This window comes from Pseudoxanthomonas sp. LjRoot143 (assembly GCF_964252945.1).
Classification (GTDB): domain Bacteria; phylum Pseudomonadota; class Gammaproteobacteria; order Xanthomonadales; family Xanthomonadaceae; genus Pseudoxanthomonas_A.
In genome coordinates, this window is the sequence record NZ_CAXUPM020000001.1 from 2,096,697 (window position 1) to 2,113,894 (window position 17,198).

A 17,198-nucleotide genomic window follows, 5' to 3' on the forward strand; every position below is an offset into this window, starting at 1 on the left:
AGCACGCGCATGACCACTGTCAACGGCGATCCGTTTGCCGCCCTCAATACCAGCGGCACCGGTGCGACCCCGAAAAAGAAGGCCGACACGCTGGGCCAGGCCGACTTCATGCGGCTGATGACCGAGCAGCTGAGCAACCAGGATCCGCTGAAGCCGCTGTCCAACAGCGAGTTCGTCGCCCAGCTGGCGCAGTTCTCCACCGTGCAGGGCATCAGCGACCTCAACAGCACCGTCAACGGCTTCACCGCCGCGCTGACCGGCGACCAGGTGCTGAAGGGCGCCGCGCTGGTCGGCCATTCGGTGGTGGTGCCGTCCGAATCCATCGCCCTGCCCGCCTCCGGCAACGCCACCGGGCTGGTGATGTCGCCCGGCGCCGGCAAGGTGACCTTCGAGATCAAGGATGCCAGCGGCGTGGTCGTGGACACCGTCGAGGTCGAAGCGACCGGCAAGGGCGAGACCGCGTTCTCCTGGGACGGCCTGAAGGCCAACGGCGAACGCGCCGAAGCCGGCAAGTACTCGATCAAGGCCACCCATACCGCGACCGACGGTACCGGCACCGCACTCAACACCTACGTCGACGCCACCGTGGAAAGCGTGACCATCGGCTCCGACGGCCTGTACCTCAACCTGCCCGGCCTGGGCACCGCCCCGCTCGACTACGTGCTGCGCATCGGCAAGTCGACGTCCTGACACCCACGCTCCCACCGCATTCCGCAAGGAGTCTTCCATGGCATTCCAAAGCTCGCTGTCCGGCATGAGGGCGGCCAACGCCGACCTCAACGTCACCTCGCACAACATCGCCAACGTCAACACCACCGGCTTCAAGGAGTCGCGCGCGGAGTTCGCCGAGGTGTTCTCCACCACGGGCTACGGCCTGACGCGCAACAACGTCGGTGCCGGCGTGCGCCTGACCAATGTCGCCCAGCAGTTCTCGCAGGGCGACATCAACCAGACCGGGCGCTACCTGGACCTTGCGATCGACAAGGAAGGTTTCTTCACCGTCAACAACAACGGCACCAACGTCTACACGCGTGCCGGCAACTTCCAGCGCGATCCGGCCGGCTACGTGACCACGCCGGAAGGCTATCGCCTGCAGGTGTTCCCGCCGCGCGCCGACGGCGTCGGCTTCGACACCGGCAACATGACCGACCTGCGCCTGCTGACCACCGACAGCCCGCCCTCGCCGACCACCAACGTGGAACTGGGCGTCACCCTGCCCGGCAACGCCGCGCAGCCGACGATCACGCCGTTCTCGCCGACCGACAGCGCCAGCTACAACGAAACCACCTCGGTCACCGTGTACGACTCGCTGGGCGTGGCCCATCAGCAGACCGTCTACTACGTGAAGACGCCGAATCCGAACGAGTGGCAGATGCACACCTACGTGGACGGCGCCTCGATGGGTGCGCCGACCACCGTGCAGTTCGACAACAACGGCACCCTGACCGCACCCGCCAACGGCCAGATCGCGTTGGCGCCGTTCACGCCCAGCACCGGCGCCGGCGTGCTGAACATGACGCTGGACATCAGCGGCACCACCCAGTACGGCGAGCAGTTCTCCAAGCGCATCCAGAACCAGGACGGCTACGCCACCGGCAAGCTCAACGAGTTCAGCGTGTCCGAAACCGGCGTGGTCTACGCGCGTTACTCCAACGGCGTCGATCGCCCGATCGGCCAGGTCGCGCTGGCGAACTTCAGCAACCCGCAAGGCCTGGTGTCGCAGGGCAACAACACCTGGACGCATAGCCATGCATCCGGCGAGCCACGCATCGGTGCCCCGGGTACGTCGGATTTCGGCCAGGTGGCTGCCGGCGCGCTGGAGGCCTCGACCGTCGACCTGACCGAGCAGCTGGTCAACATGATCGTGGCGCAACGCAACTTCCAGGCCAACTCGCAGGCCATTTCCACGCAGGACCAGATCACCCAGGCGGTGATCAACATCCGCTGATCCGGCTGACGCCGACGGAGACTGACGCATGGACAAGGCCCTTTACGTCGCGATGACCGGCGCCCGCGCTTCGCTGCAGGCGCAGGGCACCGTGTCGCACAACCTGGCCAACGTGGACACCAAGGGTTTCAAGGCCGCACTGGCCGGCACCGAGGCGTTCAAGATCCAGGGCCAGGGCTTTCCCTCGCGCGTGGACGCGGTGCTGATCGATCCCGGCTTCGACGGGCGCACCGGTTCGCAGATGGTCACCGGACGCTCGCTGGACATCTCGCTGCAACCGAACCGCTGGATGGCCGTGCAGGCCGCTGACGGTGGTACGGCGTACACGCGCAACGGCGAACTGAGCGTCACCCCGAACGGCCAGCTGGTCACCGCCGGTGGTCGCGCGGTGCTGGACGACAACGGCAACCCGATCGCGGTGCCGCCGGCGCAGTCGATCGACATTGGCGCCGACGGCACGGTGTCGATCATTCCGCAGGGCGAAGGCCCGCAGACGATGGCCATCGTCGGCCGCATGCGCATCGTGGAAGCGGCGCAGTCGCAGCTGGCCCGCGGTGGCGACGGGCTGATGCGTCCGAGGGATCCGCAGGCACCGGCGCTGCCGGTCGCCAATGGCAACAGCCTGACGATGGGTGTGCTGGAGGGCAGCAACGTGGATGCGGCCGGTGCGCTGGTGCAGATGATCCAGTTGCAGCGGCAGTTCGAGATGCAGGTGAAGGTGATCCGCAGCGGCGACGAGATGGCGCAGTCGTCGAACCAGTTGCTGCGCCTCGGCGGCTGACGATTCTGAGCCCCTCTCCCACCGGGAGAGGGGTTGGGATGAGGGGCAACGGAGTCCTTGCCTTTAGAGATCCGTGGCGTCGTCCACGTCCGCGATTGGCTTGGGTTGTACGGCCTTGCGGGATGGGTTTTCTTGCTTGGACACATGGTGCCGCTCGCCGCGGGGGCGTTCTTTCTTTGCTTGTGCAAAGAAAGAACCAAAGAAACACACCCCAGGCGGCACGCCCGGCGCTACGCGCCGGGTCCGCGAGCAGGCCGGGAATTTCCGTAAGGCACATCCATGTGCCATACGGAAACGCCGTCATCCATGACGGCGCCCTTCGGGTTTTACCCGGCCCACTCGCCATGCCTAGATGGGGGCCCGAAAGCGACGGCAACAGCAACAACAAGAGCGCGCGCCGATCCCTCAGATACAACCCTTGGGGCCCCTGAGGTCCGGCAGTCACAGCGGGTAAAACCCGCAGGGCGGCGCACAAGGATGTGCGCCGTTTTCGGCCGGGGCAGGATGCCCCGTCCGAAAATTCCCGCTGGGACTGCGAACCCGCCGCGCAGCGGCGGGCGGACCGCCGGGGTGTGCTTTCTTTGCTTACTTTCTTTGCACAAGCAAAGAAAGTAAGGCCCCCGCGGCGAGCGGCGCCATGCCAAGGCGCCAGCCAGCCTCCCGGACCCGCCGCCAGAAAAATGCCGCCCCCGACCCCGGGGCCATGACCTCCGTCCCAGATCGGCCCAGAACTCAGCGCCAGAACCACGACACCCGTTTCGGCACAGGACTTGCCTGAGAGGAGGCGAGGAACCGCACCACGCGATTCCACCCCTTCCAGCCGCGAGGAACCACGCCATGAACCAAGCCCTCTGGGTCGCCAAGACCGGACTGGACGCGCAGCAGACGCGCATGTCCGTGGTCTCCAACAACCTGGCCAACACCAACACCACCGGCTTCAAGCGCGACCGCGCCAGCTTCGAAGACCTGCTGTACCAGCAGGTCCGCCAGCCCGGCGGTTCCACCTCCTCGCAGACCCAGCTGCCGTCCGGCCTGCAGCTCGGCACCGGCGTGCGCGTCGTGTCGACCTCCAAGGATTTCCAGCAGGGCAACCCGCAGCAGACCGGCCGCGCGTTGGACGTCATGGTCAACGGCCGCGGCTTCTTCGAAGTGCTGCTGCCCGACGGCTCGCCGGCCTACACGCGCGACGGCTCGTTCCAGATCAACGCGCAGGGCGAGCTGGTCACCAACAGCGGCTATCCGGTGCAACCCGGCATCCAGGTCCCGGAAGGCGCGCAGTCGCTGACCATCGGCAACGACGGCACCGTCAGCGTGACGATGGCCGGCCAGGCGCAGGCGCTGGAGATCGGCTCGCTGACGCTGACCGACTTCGTCAATCCGTCCGGCCTGCAGGCCAAGGGCGAAAACCTCTACGTCGAAACCACCGCCTCCGGTCCCGCACAGAACGGCACGCCCGGTCTCAACGGCCTGGGCAGCGTGGTGCAGGGCTCGCTGGAAGGTTCCAACGTCAACGTGGTGGAAGAGCTGGTCAGCATGATCGAAACCCAGCGCGCCTACGAAATGAACGCCAAGGCCATCTCCACCACCGACTCGATGCTCGGTTACCTCAACAACAACGTCTGACGTCCCCTGACGTCACGCCACGAGACACGCCATGAAGCGCACCACGTCCGCCACCACCCTCGCCTGCGCACTGATGCTGCTGCCGGGCTGTGCGCGCTACTACGGCGACGTGCGCCCCTACGCGCCGATGCAGCCCATACAGCCGGTCGTCGCCGCATCGGCCCCCGCCACCGCCGGCTCCATCTACCGCGCCGGCCCCGGCCTGAACCTGTACGCCGACCGCCGCGCGCGCGACGTGGGCGATCTGCTGACGATCAATCTGGTGGAGAACACCACGGCGCAGACCTCGGCCACCACGTCGGTGGACAAGAAGAGCGAGATCAGCCTGGCCGCGCCGAATATCGCCGGTGCGCCGGTCACGGTGAACGGCCGCGACATCCTCAGCGCCACGGTCAACGGCGACCGCGGCTTCAACGGCACCGGCAACAGCGCGCAGAGCAACCGCCTGCAGGGCAGCGTGACGGTCACGGTGATCCAGCGCCTGCCCAACGGCAACCTGGTCGTGCAGGGCCAGAAGAACATGCGCCTGAACCAGGGCGACGAGCTGGTGCAGATCCAGGGCATCGTGCGTCCGGCCGACATCAACCCGGACAACACGATCTCCTCCGGCAAGGTGGCCGACGCGCGCATCGCCTACGGCGGCCGCGGCGCCATCGCGCAGTCCAACTCGATGGGCTGGCTGGGCCGCTTCTTCAACTCCCCGATCTTCCCGAACTGAGCCTCGCGTGATGGACACCAACGACACCGATCGCGTTGCGCCGCAGAACACGAAGAAGCCGCGCCGCATCGACACCTACACCCTGCTCGGCCTGCTGGCGTGGATCGGCCTGGTGCTGATCTGCCTGGCGCCCGCCGCCCGCGCCGAGCGCATCAAGGATCTGGCCCAGGTCGGTGGCGTGCGCAGCAACCCGCTGGTCGGCTACGGCCTGGTCGTGGGTCTGGATGGCAGCGGCGACCGCACCAGCCAGGCGCCCTTCACCGTGCAGAGCCTGAAGAACATGCTGGGCGAGCTGGGCGTCAACATCCCGGCCAACGTCAATCCGCAGCTGAAGAACGTGGCGGCCGTGGCGATCCACGCCGATCTGCCCGCTTTCGCCAAGCCCGGCCAGCCGATCGACATCACCGTGTCCTCGATCGGCAACGCCACCTCGTTGCGCGGCGGCAGCCTGCTGATGGCCCCGCTGCGCGGCGCCGACGGCGAGGTCTACGCGATCGCGCAGGGTAACCTGATCGTCGGCGGTTTCGGCGCGCAGGGCAAGGATGGTTCGCGCGTGTCGGTCAACGTGCCGAGCGTGGGCCGCATTCCCAACGGCGCCACCGTCGAACGCGCCATTCCCAATGCGCTGGACAGCGGCGCGGATACCGTCACCCTCAACCTGCATCGCGCCGACTTCACCACCGTCTCGCGCATGGTCGCCGCGCTGGACCAGAACTTCGGCAGCGGCAGCGCCTACGCCGTCGACGCGGTGACGGTCGCCGTGCGCGCGCCGGCCGACATCTCGCGCCGCGTCAACTTTCTCGCCCAGGTCGAGAACCTGGAACTGACGCCGGGCAGCGCGCCGGCCAAGGTCATCGTCAATGCGCGCACCGGCACCGTGGTGATCGGCGCACAGGTGCAGGTGATGCCGGCGGCGGTGACGCACGGTTCGCTGACGGTGACGATCACCGAATCGGCCAACGTCAGCCAGCCGAACGAATTCTCGCGCGGCGGGCAGACCGTGGTGACCCCGCAGTCCAGCGTGTCCGTCAGCCAGGAAGGCAGCCGCATGTTCAAGTTCGAGGGCGGCACCTCGCTGGACGAGATCGTCCGCGCCGTCAATGAAGTGGGCGCCGCGCCCGGCGACCTGATCGCGATCCTGGAAGCCCTGAAGCAGGCCGGCGCCTTGCGCGCGGAGCTTGAGGTGATCTGACATGGCCAGCATGCCCATCGGAACGCTGAATCCCTCGCTGTCGCTGGCCGATGCCGGCGGCAAGCCGGACAACGCACGCATCCACGATGTCGCGAAGAAGCTGGAAGGCCAGTTCGCGCAGATGATGATCAAGTGCATGCGCGAGGCGGGCTTCGGTGATTCGCTGTTCCCGGGCGAAAACCAGGTCTTCCGCGACATGTACGACCAGCAGCTCGCCACCGCCATGTCGCAAGGCCGCGGCCTGGGCCTGGCGCCGATGATCGCGCGCCAGTTGGGTGCCACCGATGCCGCCACGCCTGCCGTCCCCGCCAGCACCGCGCTGTCGGCGTACAAGCGCCTGCTGCCCGGCAGCGAAGCCGATTCCATGCTCGACGCCATCGCCGGCCGCGGCATCGGCAGCAGTGCGCGCGACACCAGCGCCCTGCCCGGCACCGTCACGCTGGAGACCATCACCGTGCGCCCGGATGCCGCGGCGTGCGACGAAGTGGAACAGGTCGCGTCTGCCGATCCGTCCAAGTACGCACGCAACACGCCGGAACGCTTCGTCGCCGAGATCTGGGACCACGCCAAGCAGGCGGCGAAGGAACTGGGCGTCGACCCGCGGGCGCTGGTCGCACAGGCCGCGCTGGAAACCGGTTGGGGCAAGCGCCAGATCAAGACCGGCGACGGCGACAGCGCGCACAACCTGTTCGGCATCAAGGCCACCGGCTGGAAGGGCGAGCGCGCCCGCACCGCCACGCATGAATACACCAACGGTGTGAAGCACACGGAGACCGCGGATTTCCGCGCGTATTCCTCGCCCGCCGAAAGTTTCGCCGACTACGTGCGGCTGCTGAAGAACAACCCGCGCTACCAGCAGGCGCTCGCAGCCGGCAAGGACATCGCCGGCTTCGCGCGCGGCCTGCAGCGCGCCGGCTACGCCACCGATCCCACCTACGCCAACAAGATCGCCTCGATCGCCAACGGCCCGACCCTCGGCAAGGTGCTGTCGGCGATCGGCGACACCGTCGGCGGCAAGGTCGGCAACGTCGTGGGCAACGCCATCGGCAACGCGCTGCGGCGCTGACCTGGGGATAACGCATGTCGAACCTACTCGCCACCGGCAGCAGCGCCCTGATCGCCTTCCAGCGCGCCCTGTCCACCGTCGGCCACAACGTCGCCAACATCAACACGCCGGGCTACTCGCGCCAGCGCGTGGAGTTCGAGGCGCGTGACGGTACCTACTTCGGCTACGGCTACCAGGGCAACGGCGTGCAGATCGTCGACGTGCGCCGGATGGCCGATTCGCTGGCCACCTCGCGCCTGCTCGACAGCGGCGGCGAACTCGCGCGCCTGCAGCAGCTGTCCACGCTGTCCACGCGCATGGACCAGCTGTTCTCCGAGAAGGCGACTGGCATCGGCGCGCCGTGGTCCAGCTTCTTCGATTCGGTCAACGCGCTGTCGTCGAATGCCGCCGGTTCGGCCGACCGTGAAAGCGTGCTGGCGCAGGCCAATGCGCTGGTCACCCGCTTCCGCCAGATGGACCAGCACCTCGATGGGCTCGACACCGAAGTCAACGCGGGCCTGACCGCCGCCACCGGTGAAGTGAACCGGCTGGCCAAGGAAATCGCCCAGCTCAATGGCCGCATCGGCGGCAGCAGCAGTCCGTCGGGCGACCTGCTGGACCGTCGCGACCAGTTGATCAGCGAACTGGTGGGCTACACCGGCGGCAACGCGGTCGTGCAGGACGGCGGCCTGGTCAACGTCTTCAGCGCCGGCGGCCAGCCGCTGGTGGTGGGCGCCACCGCCAGCACGCTGGTGACCGTGCCCGATCCGTACCGCCCCGAGCGCCTGCAGGTGGCGCTGGAAACCAATGGCCAGCGCACCACGCTGGACAAGCGTGCGCTCGGCGGCCAGATCGGCGGCCTGCTCGAATTCCGCACCACGGTGCTGGACCCGGCCGCGGCCGAGCTCGGCCGCGTCGCCACCTCGCTGGCGCAGACGTTCAACGCCGGCCACCGCGCCGGTATGGACCAGTACGGCCAGCTGGGCACCGATTTCTTCAACCTGCCGGCGCCGCGCATTTCATCGAATGCAGGCAATACCGGCAACGCGGCGCTGCAGACCTCCGTCGGCAGCACGGGCGCGCTCAGCGCGCAGAACGTGCTGCTGCGCTTCGACGGCGCCGCCTGGGTGGCGACGAATCCCGACACCGGCGCCAGCATTCCGATGACCGGCACCGGCACGGCCACCGATCCGCTGGTGGTCAACGGGATCGAGGTGCGGCTCGCGCCCGGCACCACACCGGGCACCAACGACCGCTTCCTGCTGCAGCCGACCGCGGGCGCGGCCGGCAACCTCAGCGTGGCCATCACCGATCCCGCGCGCATCGCCGCGGCGACGCCGGTCAAGGCCAACACCGACCTCGCCAATACCGGCAGCGGCAAGGTCAGCGGCCTGAAGGTCACCGACGCCGCCAACACCAACCTGCTGGCGCCGGTCGACATCGAGTTCATCGACGCCACCCAGTACACGATCAACGGCACCGGTCCGTTCCCCTACACGCCGGGCCAGACCGTGGCCTACAACGGCTGGAGCGTGGTGCTGGATGGCGCGCCCGCCGCGGGCGACAGCTTCCGCGTGGGCCCCACCGGCGCGAACTCCAGCGACAACGGCAACGCCAAGCTGCTGTCCAACCTGGACGATGCGCGCGTGCTCAACGGCGGCACGCTGACGCTCAACGGCGCCATCGGCGGACTGACCACGCAGGTCGGTTCGGCGGCACGCCAGGCGGACTATTCCGCGCAGGCACAGCAGGTCATCCACGACCAGGCGCAGGCCTCGCGCGATGCGATTTCCGGCGTGAACCTGGACGAGGAAGCCGCCGACCTGATGCGTCTGCAGCAGGCCTATCAGGCCGCGTCGCAGATCATCGCCACCGCCGACACGCTCTTCCAATCGCTCCTGGCTGCGACCCGCCGATGAACTACCGCATCTCGACCAACATGATGTACCAGCAGTCGATCTCGACGATGCTGGCCAAGCAGGCGAAGCTGGCGCACACACAGCAGCAGCTCGCCAGCGGACAGCGCCTGGTGACAGCGAAGGACGACCCGGTCGCCGCCGGTACCGCCGTGGGCCTGGACCGTGCGGTCGCCGAACTGGAACGCTTCGGCCTGAACGCCAACGCGGTGCAGAACCGCCTCGGCCTGCAGGAGAACGCGCTGACGCGCGTCGGCGAGGCGATGGCGCGCGTCAACGAACTCGTCATCCAGTCCAACAATGCCGCCATGGGCGACGACAGCCGCCAGGCGATCAGCACCGAACTGAAGGCGATCTACGCCGGCCTGCTGGACCTGGCCAACAGCACCGACGGCGCCGGCCGCTACCTGTTCGGCGGCACCAGCGACGGCAGCGCGCCGTTCGCCATCGCCGGCGGCAACGTGATCTACAGCGGCGACCAGACGCAGCGGCAGGTGGAAGTGGCGCCGGACATGTTCGTCTCCGATACCCTGCCCGGCAGCGACGTCTTCCTTCGCCTGCGGACCGGTGACGGCCGCATCGACGGCGCGGCCGCCAGCGGCAACACCGGCACCGGCCTGCTGATGGGCTTCAGCGTCACCGATTCCACCGTATGGGACGGCGGTACGTACACGCTGTCGTTCGGCGCCGGCAATACCTACCAGGTGGTGGATGCCGGCGGCAATCCGGTCACGTCGGGCACCTACGCCAAGGGCGAAAGCATCGCCTTCGCCGGCGTGCAGATGAAGATCGATGGCCAGCCCGCCAACGGCGACAGCTTCACGCTGGGTCCGTCCGGCAGCCGCGACATCTTCGCCACCGTGCAAGGACTGATCGACACGCTGGACACCAGTCCGACGACGGACGCACAGCGCGCCGCCATGCAGAACAGTCTGCAGGCCGCGATGCGCGATGTCGGCACCGCGCAGGGCAGGATGATCGATGCGCGGGCCAGTGGCGGCGCGCAGCTGTCGGCCATCGAGACCGCCGCCTCGCTGCGCGAAGCCAACAACATCACCCTGAAGGACACCCTGTCCGGACTGCGCGACCTGGACTGGGCCGAGGCCATCGGCCGCTACCAGATGGAAAACACCGCGCTCCAGGCCGCGCAGACGGTCTTCATGCAGATGCAGCAGCTGTCGCTGTTCAAACTGATGGGCTGACGACGGCCCCCTCTCTTTCAAGCAGTCCTTGCCCTCCCGCCGCGATGCCCTCGCGGCGCTTTTTTTGGAGGGAACCGGAAAACCGGTGGGGGAGCGACGCAAGTCGCGATGAAGCTTTACCGGCGGCCCATCGCGACTTGCGTCGCTCCCACACCTGTCATCCCACCTTGTCCCACAGATGACGGTGGCCTCACCCGGAACACCACACTGATCCGCGCCCCCTGCGCGCGCCGGGTCTTCGGGATGCCGTGCTCGTGCGTGCTCTGCGAGGCATGGCTCATCGACAGCACGCTGCCGGGCGCGAGGTCCACCGCGACCGTATCGCGTCCGCCTTCGCGGGCACGGATCAACATGCGCCGTGGCGCGCCGAGCGAGACCAGTGTGATCGGATGGCCGGTCGCCACGGTATGCAGCTTGTCGCCATGCATGGCGACGCTGTCGTGACCGTCCCGATAGAGGTTCATGCCGATACGCGAGTAAGGCGCCGGCGCCTTCGCCTGCACGCAGGCGAGCAGTGCGGCTAGCGGCAGGTCGTCCGGCAGTGCGTCCACGGCATAGTTCGCCAGCAGGCGCGGCACGTCGACGATGCGGTCGTACATCGGGCGCTGCAGATGCGTCCACGCCGCGCTTGCCCGCAGCCGATCGAACCATGCACGTGCCGTCAGCGGATCGATGACCTCCGGCCAGTAGCGGATCCCGCCTTCGGCATCGTCCACCAACTGCACCATCGCGGGTGCGAACAGGTCGTCGGTCAGGGGAGCGAGTGCGCGCATCATGGCCTCAGTGGAAGTCGCGGGAGCCAGGCTGGATCTCGCCCAGCAGATGACTGAAATCCTCCAGCCGGCGCGCGATCAGGTGCTCCACCCCATCCACCTGTTCCCAGCGCCCGCGCACGGCCATCAAACGAGAACCGAGCAGCGCCTTGCGGTCGCGCAGCGCCACGTGCGACCACACCACCACGTTGACCATGCCATGCTCGTCTTCCAGCGTGATGAAGATCGTGCCCTTCGCGGTCGCCGGTCGCTGTCGCTGGGTGACGATGCCGGCGGCGAACGCACCACGTCCGTGCGGCAATCCACGCAGCTGGCGCGAGTCGACCACGCGATGCCGGCGCAGACGTTCGCGCAGCAACGACAGCGGGTGTTCGCCAAGGGTCAGTCCGGTCATGCGGTAATCCGCAGTGACGTCCTCGCCCACCATCGGCGCCGGCAGGAGGATCGCATCCTCGTCGGGGCTACCGGGTAGCAGCGGACGTTGCCGTTCGATACCGGCGACCGCCCAGCGGGCCGCGTGGCGATGGCCGGCGAGCGACTGCAGCGCACCCGCTTCGGCCAGTGCGTTGCGCGCCTTTTCGTCGAGGCGAGCACGCAGGCACAGGTCGCGCACGTCGGTGAACATGCGTCGCGCCCGCGCTGCCATGATCGCCTTGCCGACCTCCTCCGACAGCCCGCCGACCTGGCGGAACCCAAGCCGCAAGGCCGCCTGCCCGCCGTCATCGACGCCGCGCCGCGCATGCCCGCCCTCCAGCGTATTGTCCCAGTCGCTGTGGAGTACATCGACCGGCAGGATGTCGATGCCCACGCGCCCGCCCTTACTGCGTCGTGCGTCCTGCACGATCTGGCCGGCGGAATAGAACCCCATCGGTTGCGCGTTGAGCAGCGCGCAGGCGAATGCCGCCGGCTCGTGGCGTTTCAGCCAGCAGCTGATGTAAACCAGCTTGGCGAACGAGGCGGCATGGCTTTGGGGGAAGCCGTAGGAACCGAAACCCTTGATCTGTTCGAAGATCTGGTCGATGAACTCCTGCGAATAGTTTTTTTTGGCCATGCGCTCGCGTACGCGGAGCCGGTGCGGCTCCATATCGCCACCACGCCCCCAGGCCGCCATTGACCGACGCAAGCCATCCGCTTCACTGTCCGTGTATTCAGCGGCTTTCATCAGGAGTTCCATCACCTGCTCCTGGAACAAAGGCACGCCCAGGGTGGGTTCCAGCACCGAGCGGATTTCCTCTGACGGATAGGTCACCTCTTCCTTGCCTTGCCGCCTGCGCAAGTAGGGATGGACCATGCCACCCTGGATCGGACCAGGACGCACGATCGCCACTTCAACTACCAGGTCGTAATACTTGTTCGGCTTCAATCGCGGCAGCATGCTCATCTGCGCCCGCGATTCGATCTGGAAGACGCCCACGGTGTCGGCCGCCTGGATCATTTCGTAGGTCTTCTCGTCGTCGTTCGGCAATCTGGCGAGATCCAGCTTGAAGCCTCTATGCCGCTCGACGAGATCCACGGCCTTGCGGATGCACGTCAGCATGCCCAGCGCCAGGCAGTCGACCTTGAGCAGCTTCATCGTCTCCAGATCATCCTTGTCCCACTGGATGATGGTGCGGTCGTCCATCGCGGCGTTTTCCACCGGCACCACCTCGGACAGCGGCCCGTCGTTGATGACGAAGCCGCCGACATGCTGCGACAGATGCCGGGGATGGCCGCGCAGCTGCGTAGTCACCGCCAGCACGCGCCGGATCAGCGGATTCTCCGGATCGAAGCCGGCCTCGCGCAGCCGCTGTTCCATCGGCGTCTCGCCGTTGCCCCAGCCGTAGCACTCGGCCAGCAGGCCGATCTGGTCCGGCGGCAGCCCGAAGGCCTTGGCCACGTCGCGCACCGCACTCTTGCCGCGGTAGCGGATGACGGTGGCGGCCAACGCCGCGCGACGGCGCCCGTACTTGTTGTAGACGTACTGCAGTACTTCCTCGCGACGCTCATGCTCGAAATCCACGTCGATGTCCGGCGGTTCACCCCGTTCCTCCGACAGGAAGCGCGCCATCAGCAACCGGCTCTCGGCTGGATTGACCACGGTGATGCCCAGTGCGAAGCAGACCGCGGAATTGGCCGAGGAGCCACGGCCTTGGCACAGGATGTCCTGCGACTTGGCGAAGCAGACGATGTCCTCGACGGTGAGGAAGAAGGCCTCGTACTTCAGCCGCGCGATGAGGGCAAGCTCCTCGTCGATCTGTGCGGCGATGGCGGGCGGCACACCGTCCTTCCAGCGTTCGCGCATCCCCCGCTCGGTCAGCTCGCGCAGCCAGCTGGTTGGCGTATGACCGTCCGGCACCAGCTCGGCGGGATAGTTGTACTTCACCTCTTCCATCGAGAACGCGCAGCGACGTGCCAGCGCGACCGCGTTCTCCAGCAATGTCCCCGGATAGATGTTGCCGAGCGCCCGCCGCGTACGCAGATGGTGCTCGCCATTGCGGAACAGATGTTCACCGCACTCGGACAGCGGCAGCGTGTGGCGGATCGCCGTCATCGTGTCCTGCAACGCCCGTTGGCGACGCACGTCCATGTGCACATCGCCGCTGGCGATGGCCGTCATCGACAGGCGCGACGACAGATCGAGCAACTGCCGCAGCCGTGCCGTGTCGTCCTGCTCGCGGTGCAGCTCCACCGCCAGGTGCGCACGTGCGCCGAAGACCTGCTGCAGCCAGCGCCCCTGCGTCTCGTCCGGCACGCGCGCCGGCAACCACAAGGCGAACAGGCCGCCGGCCTCGGGATCATCGGCCCCCAGCACCCGCTCCACATCCTGCCGGGTCAACCGGTACGTGCCCTTGGGGGCGGCACGGCGCGCGGTGGTGATCAGCTCGCACAGGCGTGTGTATCCGCGCAGGGTCTCCACCAACACTACGCACTTCAGCCCACACATGAGGGTGAATTCACTGCCGACGATCAGCTTCAGTTCCGTCGCACGCGAGGCTTCCAGCCCGCGCACGATGCCGGCCAGCGAGCACTCGTCGGTGATCGCCAGCGCTTCGTACCCGCATTGCAGGGCGCGGGCGAACAGGTCCTCCGCACCGGATGCGCCGCGCAGGAAGGAAAAATCCGACAGACAGTGCAGTTCGGCATACGCCGGCAGGCCGTCGTCGATCGCGGCATCGTCGTTGGCCGCGACCTGCAGGCGCAATCGCTGCGCGGTCTCCCAGGCACGCGGCACGTGCGCACCGGGATGATCGCCGCGTCCTTCTTCGCGGCTCACGCGAACCACCCATGCAGCATCCAGCCGCCCTGCTCGCCCGGCGGCGCGAATGCCCAGGCGCGCTGGCCCTGCGAGGTTTCCAGCACGTAGTAGTCGCGGCGCGCGTCCTCGCCATCCCACCAGCCGCTTTCCAGCCGCTCCGGGCCGGACACGATGCGCGGATGCGGATCGCGCAGCGGGATCGGCTGTGGCAGCAGCCAGGCGGGTCGTGGCGGCCGCGACGGCGCTTGCGTCATGCGCTCGCCATCGCCCTGCACGCGTCGCCACGCGCGCTCCGGACGCGGATCGCCGGCCGGTGCTACACGATGCACCGCGTCGTCGCCCAGGCGCGCGCGCAACCGTTCGCGCAGCTGCGGCCATGGCAGTTGCTGTTGCGGACGCGTATCGAACAGGTCGCGCGCGGCCGGCACGAACGGCGGCAGTTCGCGCGCCAGCAGGCGCACGCCGACGACCGGATGGTTGATCTGCACGCGTTCCAGCCGGTTGCGGGTCAGTTCGAACAGCATCGCCTGTTCGCGCTCGGCCGCGAGCAGGCCGACTTCGACATCGGTATGGCCTTCCTCGTGCTCCAGCCGCAGCACGAAGCGCTGTACGCCGCCGTCGCGGATCGACAGATAGGTGCACAGGTCGCCGATCAGGCGGCGCAGCGGGAACAGCAGCGCCATGTGGTTCTCGACTTCGTAGCCGAGCTCGATGCGCGCATCGAAGTGATCCGGCGGCGCGTAGTACGCCAGCGGATCATCGGCCTGCCCGTACAACCGATCCAGGTGTTCCAGCACCGGCAGTCCGAAACGGCGGCGCAGGCTGTCGCGCGGCAGCCCGCGCAACGTCCGCAGGTCGCGGATGCCCATGCGGTGCAGGCGCTCGCCATTGTCGTCCGGCAATCGTGCGCGTCGCACTGGCACGCGATCCAACAGGTCCGCCATCCCCTCGGCCTGCATCATCGCCAAGCCGTCGCGCAGGCCGGCGAACACGTGCGCCGCACGCGGCGTGGGCGCCAGGGCGATGCGGTGCTGGAAGCCGAGCGCGCCGAGTTCCTCGCGCAGCCGCGCCTCGATGCGCGGCCACGGTCCCAGCAGGCGGAAACTGGCGCGCACTTCCAGCACCAGGCAACCCGGCCACTGCGCACTGACCAGCGAGCTGTGCCGGTATGCCCATGACGCGAGGAAACGCTGCCAGCGCGCTTCCGCCGACGGATCGTGCTCGACCATCGCGAACTCCGGCAGCAGCGCGTGCGCGGCGGTCAGGCGCATGCCAGCACGAAGGCCCGACTGTGCGGCGGATGCATTCACCGCATGCAGGGTGCGCAATTGCAGGGGACCACCGACCAGCGCCAGCGGCGCGTCAGGATCGGGCAGACGCCGGAGGACGGCGTCCAGCGCCAGCTGCGGCAGCAGTACACAGGCCCAGAGCATGCGCCCGCCTCAATGCGCGACCAGCGCGAACGACTGCGCGGGCGCCGGCCCGCCGCGGCATTTGCGCACCTGCCAGGTACTGCCGCCATGCGCATCGCTGACGGCTTCCAGTCGTAACGCGGCGGCCGAGGGATTGGCGGCATGGCGACGGTCGCGCAGTGCGAAACCCAGGCATTCGCCGCTGTCGGCGGCCACCTGCAGGCGGCGCAGCGCAGGCCCGTCGGCATGCGCCGGCCACCCCAGCACAGCGGCGCAGGCGCCACTGCGCAGGCATTGCTCGAACGCCCACAACGCATCGCGTGGCGCGGCGTCGACGATTTCCAGCAGCGACAGGTCAACACCGGCGGCCTGCCATGCCGGCGCATACGGGACATACGGCGGTGCGATCACCGCCACCGTGCTGCCGGCCTGGGTCATCCGCGACAGCGTGGGCAGCAGCAGCGCCAATTCGCCCACACCGTCGGCGGGCAACAGCAGTTCGGTCAGGGAACGTCGTGGCCAGCCGCCCTGCGGCAGCAAGGCATCGAGCGCATCGTGTCCGGTGGGCTCACCGTCGGCGGCGATGGCCGCGCTGCGCCCGGCATGCCACAGCGTGCGCGCCGCCAGCAACGTGTCGAGGGCGACGACGGCGCCCATCTCAGCCGCGTCGCACCAGGCCGCAGTACACGCCTTCGATGGCGAAGTCCTGTCCGGGCTGCACGTCGATGGGCGCGTGCGTGGGATTGCGCGGCAGCAGGCGGATGCGGCGGCGTTCGCGCTGCAGGCGCTTGATGGTCAGTTCGCCGTCGATGCGCGCGACGACGGTCTGTCCGTCGCGCGCGTCCGGGGTGCGATGGACGCCGACCAGATCGCCATCGACGATGCCGTCGTCGATCATCGAATCGCCCTGCACCTTCAACAGGTAATCCGGCTGCGGCGAGAACAGCCGGCGGTCCAGCCACAGCTGCTCGTCCAGGCCGATGTCGGCGCCTATCGGCTGGCCGGCGGCGACGCGCCCCAGTACCGGCAACGGCAGCAGGTCCGCCATGCCACCGGGCAGGCGCAGGCCACGTTTCTGGCCGGGCGCCTGCTCCAGCAGGCCGTCGGCCACCAGCGCCTGCACATGCTTCTGCGCGGCGTTGCGGGAGGCGAAGCCGAACGCATCGGCGATGTCCGCCAGGCTGGGCGCGCGCCCGGCCGCCAGCTCCCGGCGCAGGAAGGCCAGCACGGCGGCACGTTGGGGAGGCAGGTCGACGGGGCTCATGGGTGTACATTTGTACACCCTTCCGTCGCTCAGGGCGAGACTGGCGGAGCCGCCGTGTATCGGCTAGCGGCGGCCCGCGGCTGAGGCCG

At 68.1% G+C, this 17,198-nt stretch carries 14 protein-coding genes; 9 read left to right on the forward strand and 5 right to left on the reverse strand.

The features are described from left to right. Positions 1-9 precede the first annotated feature (9 nt). From ACSQ1W_RS09920 to flgL, 9 genes are all read left to right on the forward strand, one after another. On the forward strand, positions 10-690 hold the full coding sequence (locus tag ACSQ1W_RS09920) for a flagellar hook capping FlgD N-terminal domain-containing protein (protein ID WP_192267720.1): 681 nt from the start codon (positions 10-12) through the stop codon (positions 688-690). 37 nt (positions 691-727) lie between these two features. Beyond that, the gene (flgE, locus tag ACSQ1W_RS09925; protein ID WP_192267718.1) at positions 728-1,948 is read left to right on the forward strand and encodes a flagellar hook protein FlgE; all 1,221 of its coding nucleotides are present in this window, start codon (positions 728-730) and stop codon (positions 1,946-1,948) included. 28 nt (positions 1,949-1,976) lie between these two features. After that, positions 1,977-2,729, forward strand: a complete 753-nt coding sequence (locus ACSQ1W_RS09930) for a flagellar basal body rod protein FlgF (protein ID WP_436043184.1) — start codon at positions 1,977-1,979, stop codon at positions 2,727-2,729. A gap of 837 nt (positions 2,730-3,566) precedes the next feature. Beyond that, complete coding sequence (gene flgG / locus ACSQ1W_RS09935) at positions 3,567-4,352, forward strand: flagellar basal-body rod protein FlgG (protein ID WP_192267714.1); 786 nt, start codon at positions 3,567-3,569, stop codon at positions 4,350-4,352. Positions 4,353-4,383: 31 nt separating this feature from the next. Continuing rightward, positions 4,384-5,070 (forward strand): flagellar basal body L-ring protein FlgH, encoded by a 687-nt coding sequence (gene flgH / locus ACSQ1W_RS09940; protein WP_436043186.1) that lies wholly within the window; start codon positions 4,384-4,386, stop codon positions 5,068-5,070. Between the two features lie 10 nt (positions 5,071-5,080). Then, positions 5,081-6,262: a flagellar basal body P-ring protein FlgI gene (locus tag ACSQ1W_RS09945; RefSeq protein WP_436043188.1), complete on the forward strand. Its 1,182-nt coding sequence runs from the start codon at positions 5,081-5,083 to the stop codon at positions 6,260-6,262. Between the two features lie 10 nt (positions 6,263-6,272). Beyond that, on the forward strand, positions 6,273-7,328 hold the full coding sequence (gene flgJ / locus ACSQ1W_RS09950) for a flagellar assembly peptidoglycan hydrolase FlgJ (RefSeq protein ID WP_436046159.1): 1,056 nt from the start codon (positions 6,273-6,275) through the stop codon (positions 7,326-7,328). A 14-nt stretch (positions 7,329-7,342) separates the two neighbouring features. Beyond that, positions 7,343-9,226 (forward strand): flagellar hook-associated protein FlgK, encoded by a 1,884-nt coding sequence (gene flgK / locus ACSQ1W_RS09955; RefSeq protein WP_436043189.1) that lies wholly within the window; start codon positions 7,343-7,345, stop codon positions 9,224-9,226. Continuing rightward, positions 9,223-10,425 (forward strand): flagellar hook-associated protein FlgL, encoded by a 1,203-nt coding sequence (gene flgL / locus ACSQ1W_RS09960; protein WP_192267708.1) that lies wholly within the window; start codon positions 9,223-9,225, stop codon positions 10,423-10,425. The genes flgK and flgL overlap by 4 nt, the downstream gene beginning before the upstream one ends. Positions 10,426-10,541: 116 nt before the next feature. On the opposite strand, the gene ACSQ1W_RS09965 is transcribed toward flgL, so the two are convergent. From ACSQ1W_RS09965 to lexA, 5 genes are read right to left on the reverse strand one after another with little or no spacing between them, the layout of a single operon-like run. Continuing rightward, positions 10,542-11,198 (reverse strand): alpha-ketoglutarate-dependent dioxygenase AlkB, encoded by a 657-nt coding sequence (locus tag ACSQ1W_RS09965; RefSeq protein ID WP_436046160.1) that lies wholly within the window; start codon positions 11,196-11,198, stop codon positions 10,542-10,544. A 7-nt stretch (positions 11,199-11,205) separates the two neighbouring features. Next, positions 11,206-14,451: an error-prone DNA polymerase gene (locus tag ACSQ1W_RS09970; RefSeq protein WP_436043191.1), complete on the reverse strand. Its 3,246-nt coding sequence runs from the start codon at positions 14,449-14,451 to the stop codon at positions 11,206-11,208. Then, positions 14,448-15,866, reverse strand: a complete 1,419-nt coding sequence (locus tag ACSQ1W_RS09975) for a Y-family DNA polymerase (RefSeq protein WP_436043193.1) — start codon at positions 15,864-15,866, stop codon at positions 14,448-14,450. The genes ACSQ1W_RS09970 and ACSQ1W_RS09975 overlap by 4 nt, the downstream gene beginning before the upstream one ends. 9 nt (positions 15,867-15,875) lie before the next feature. Beyond that, positions 15,876-16,502 carry a translesion DNA synthesis-associated protein ImuA gene (gene imuA, locus ACSQ1W_RS09980; RefSeq protein ID WP_192267702.1) on the reverse strand — a complete coding sequence of 209 codons (627 nt, stop codon included), beginning with the start codon at positions 16,500-16,502 and terminating at the stop codon, positions 15,876-15,878. A 1-nt stretch (position 16,503) separates the two neighbouring features. Beyond that, positions 16,504-17,109, reverse strand: coding sequence for a transcriptional repressor LexA (gene lexA, locus ACSQ1W_RS09985; RefSeq protein ID WP_192267700.1), 606 nt, complete (start codon positions 17,107-17,109; stop codon positions 16,504-16,506). Positions 17,110-17,198 lie beyond the last annotated feature (89 nt).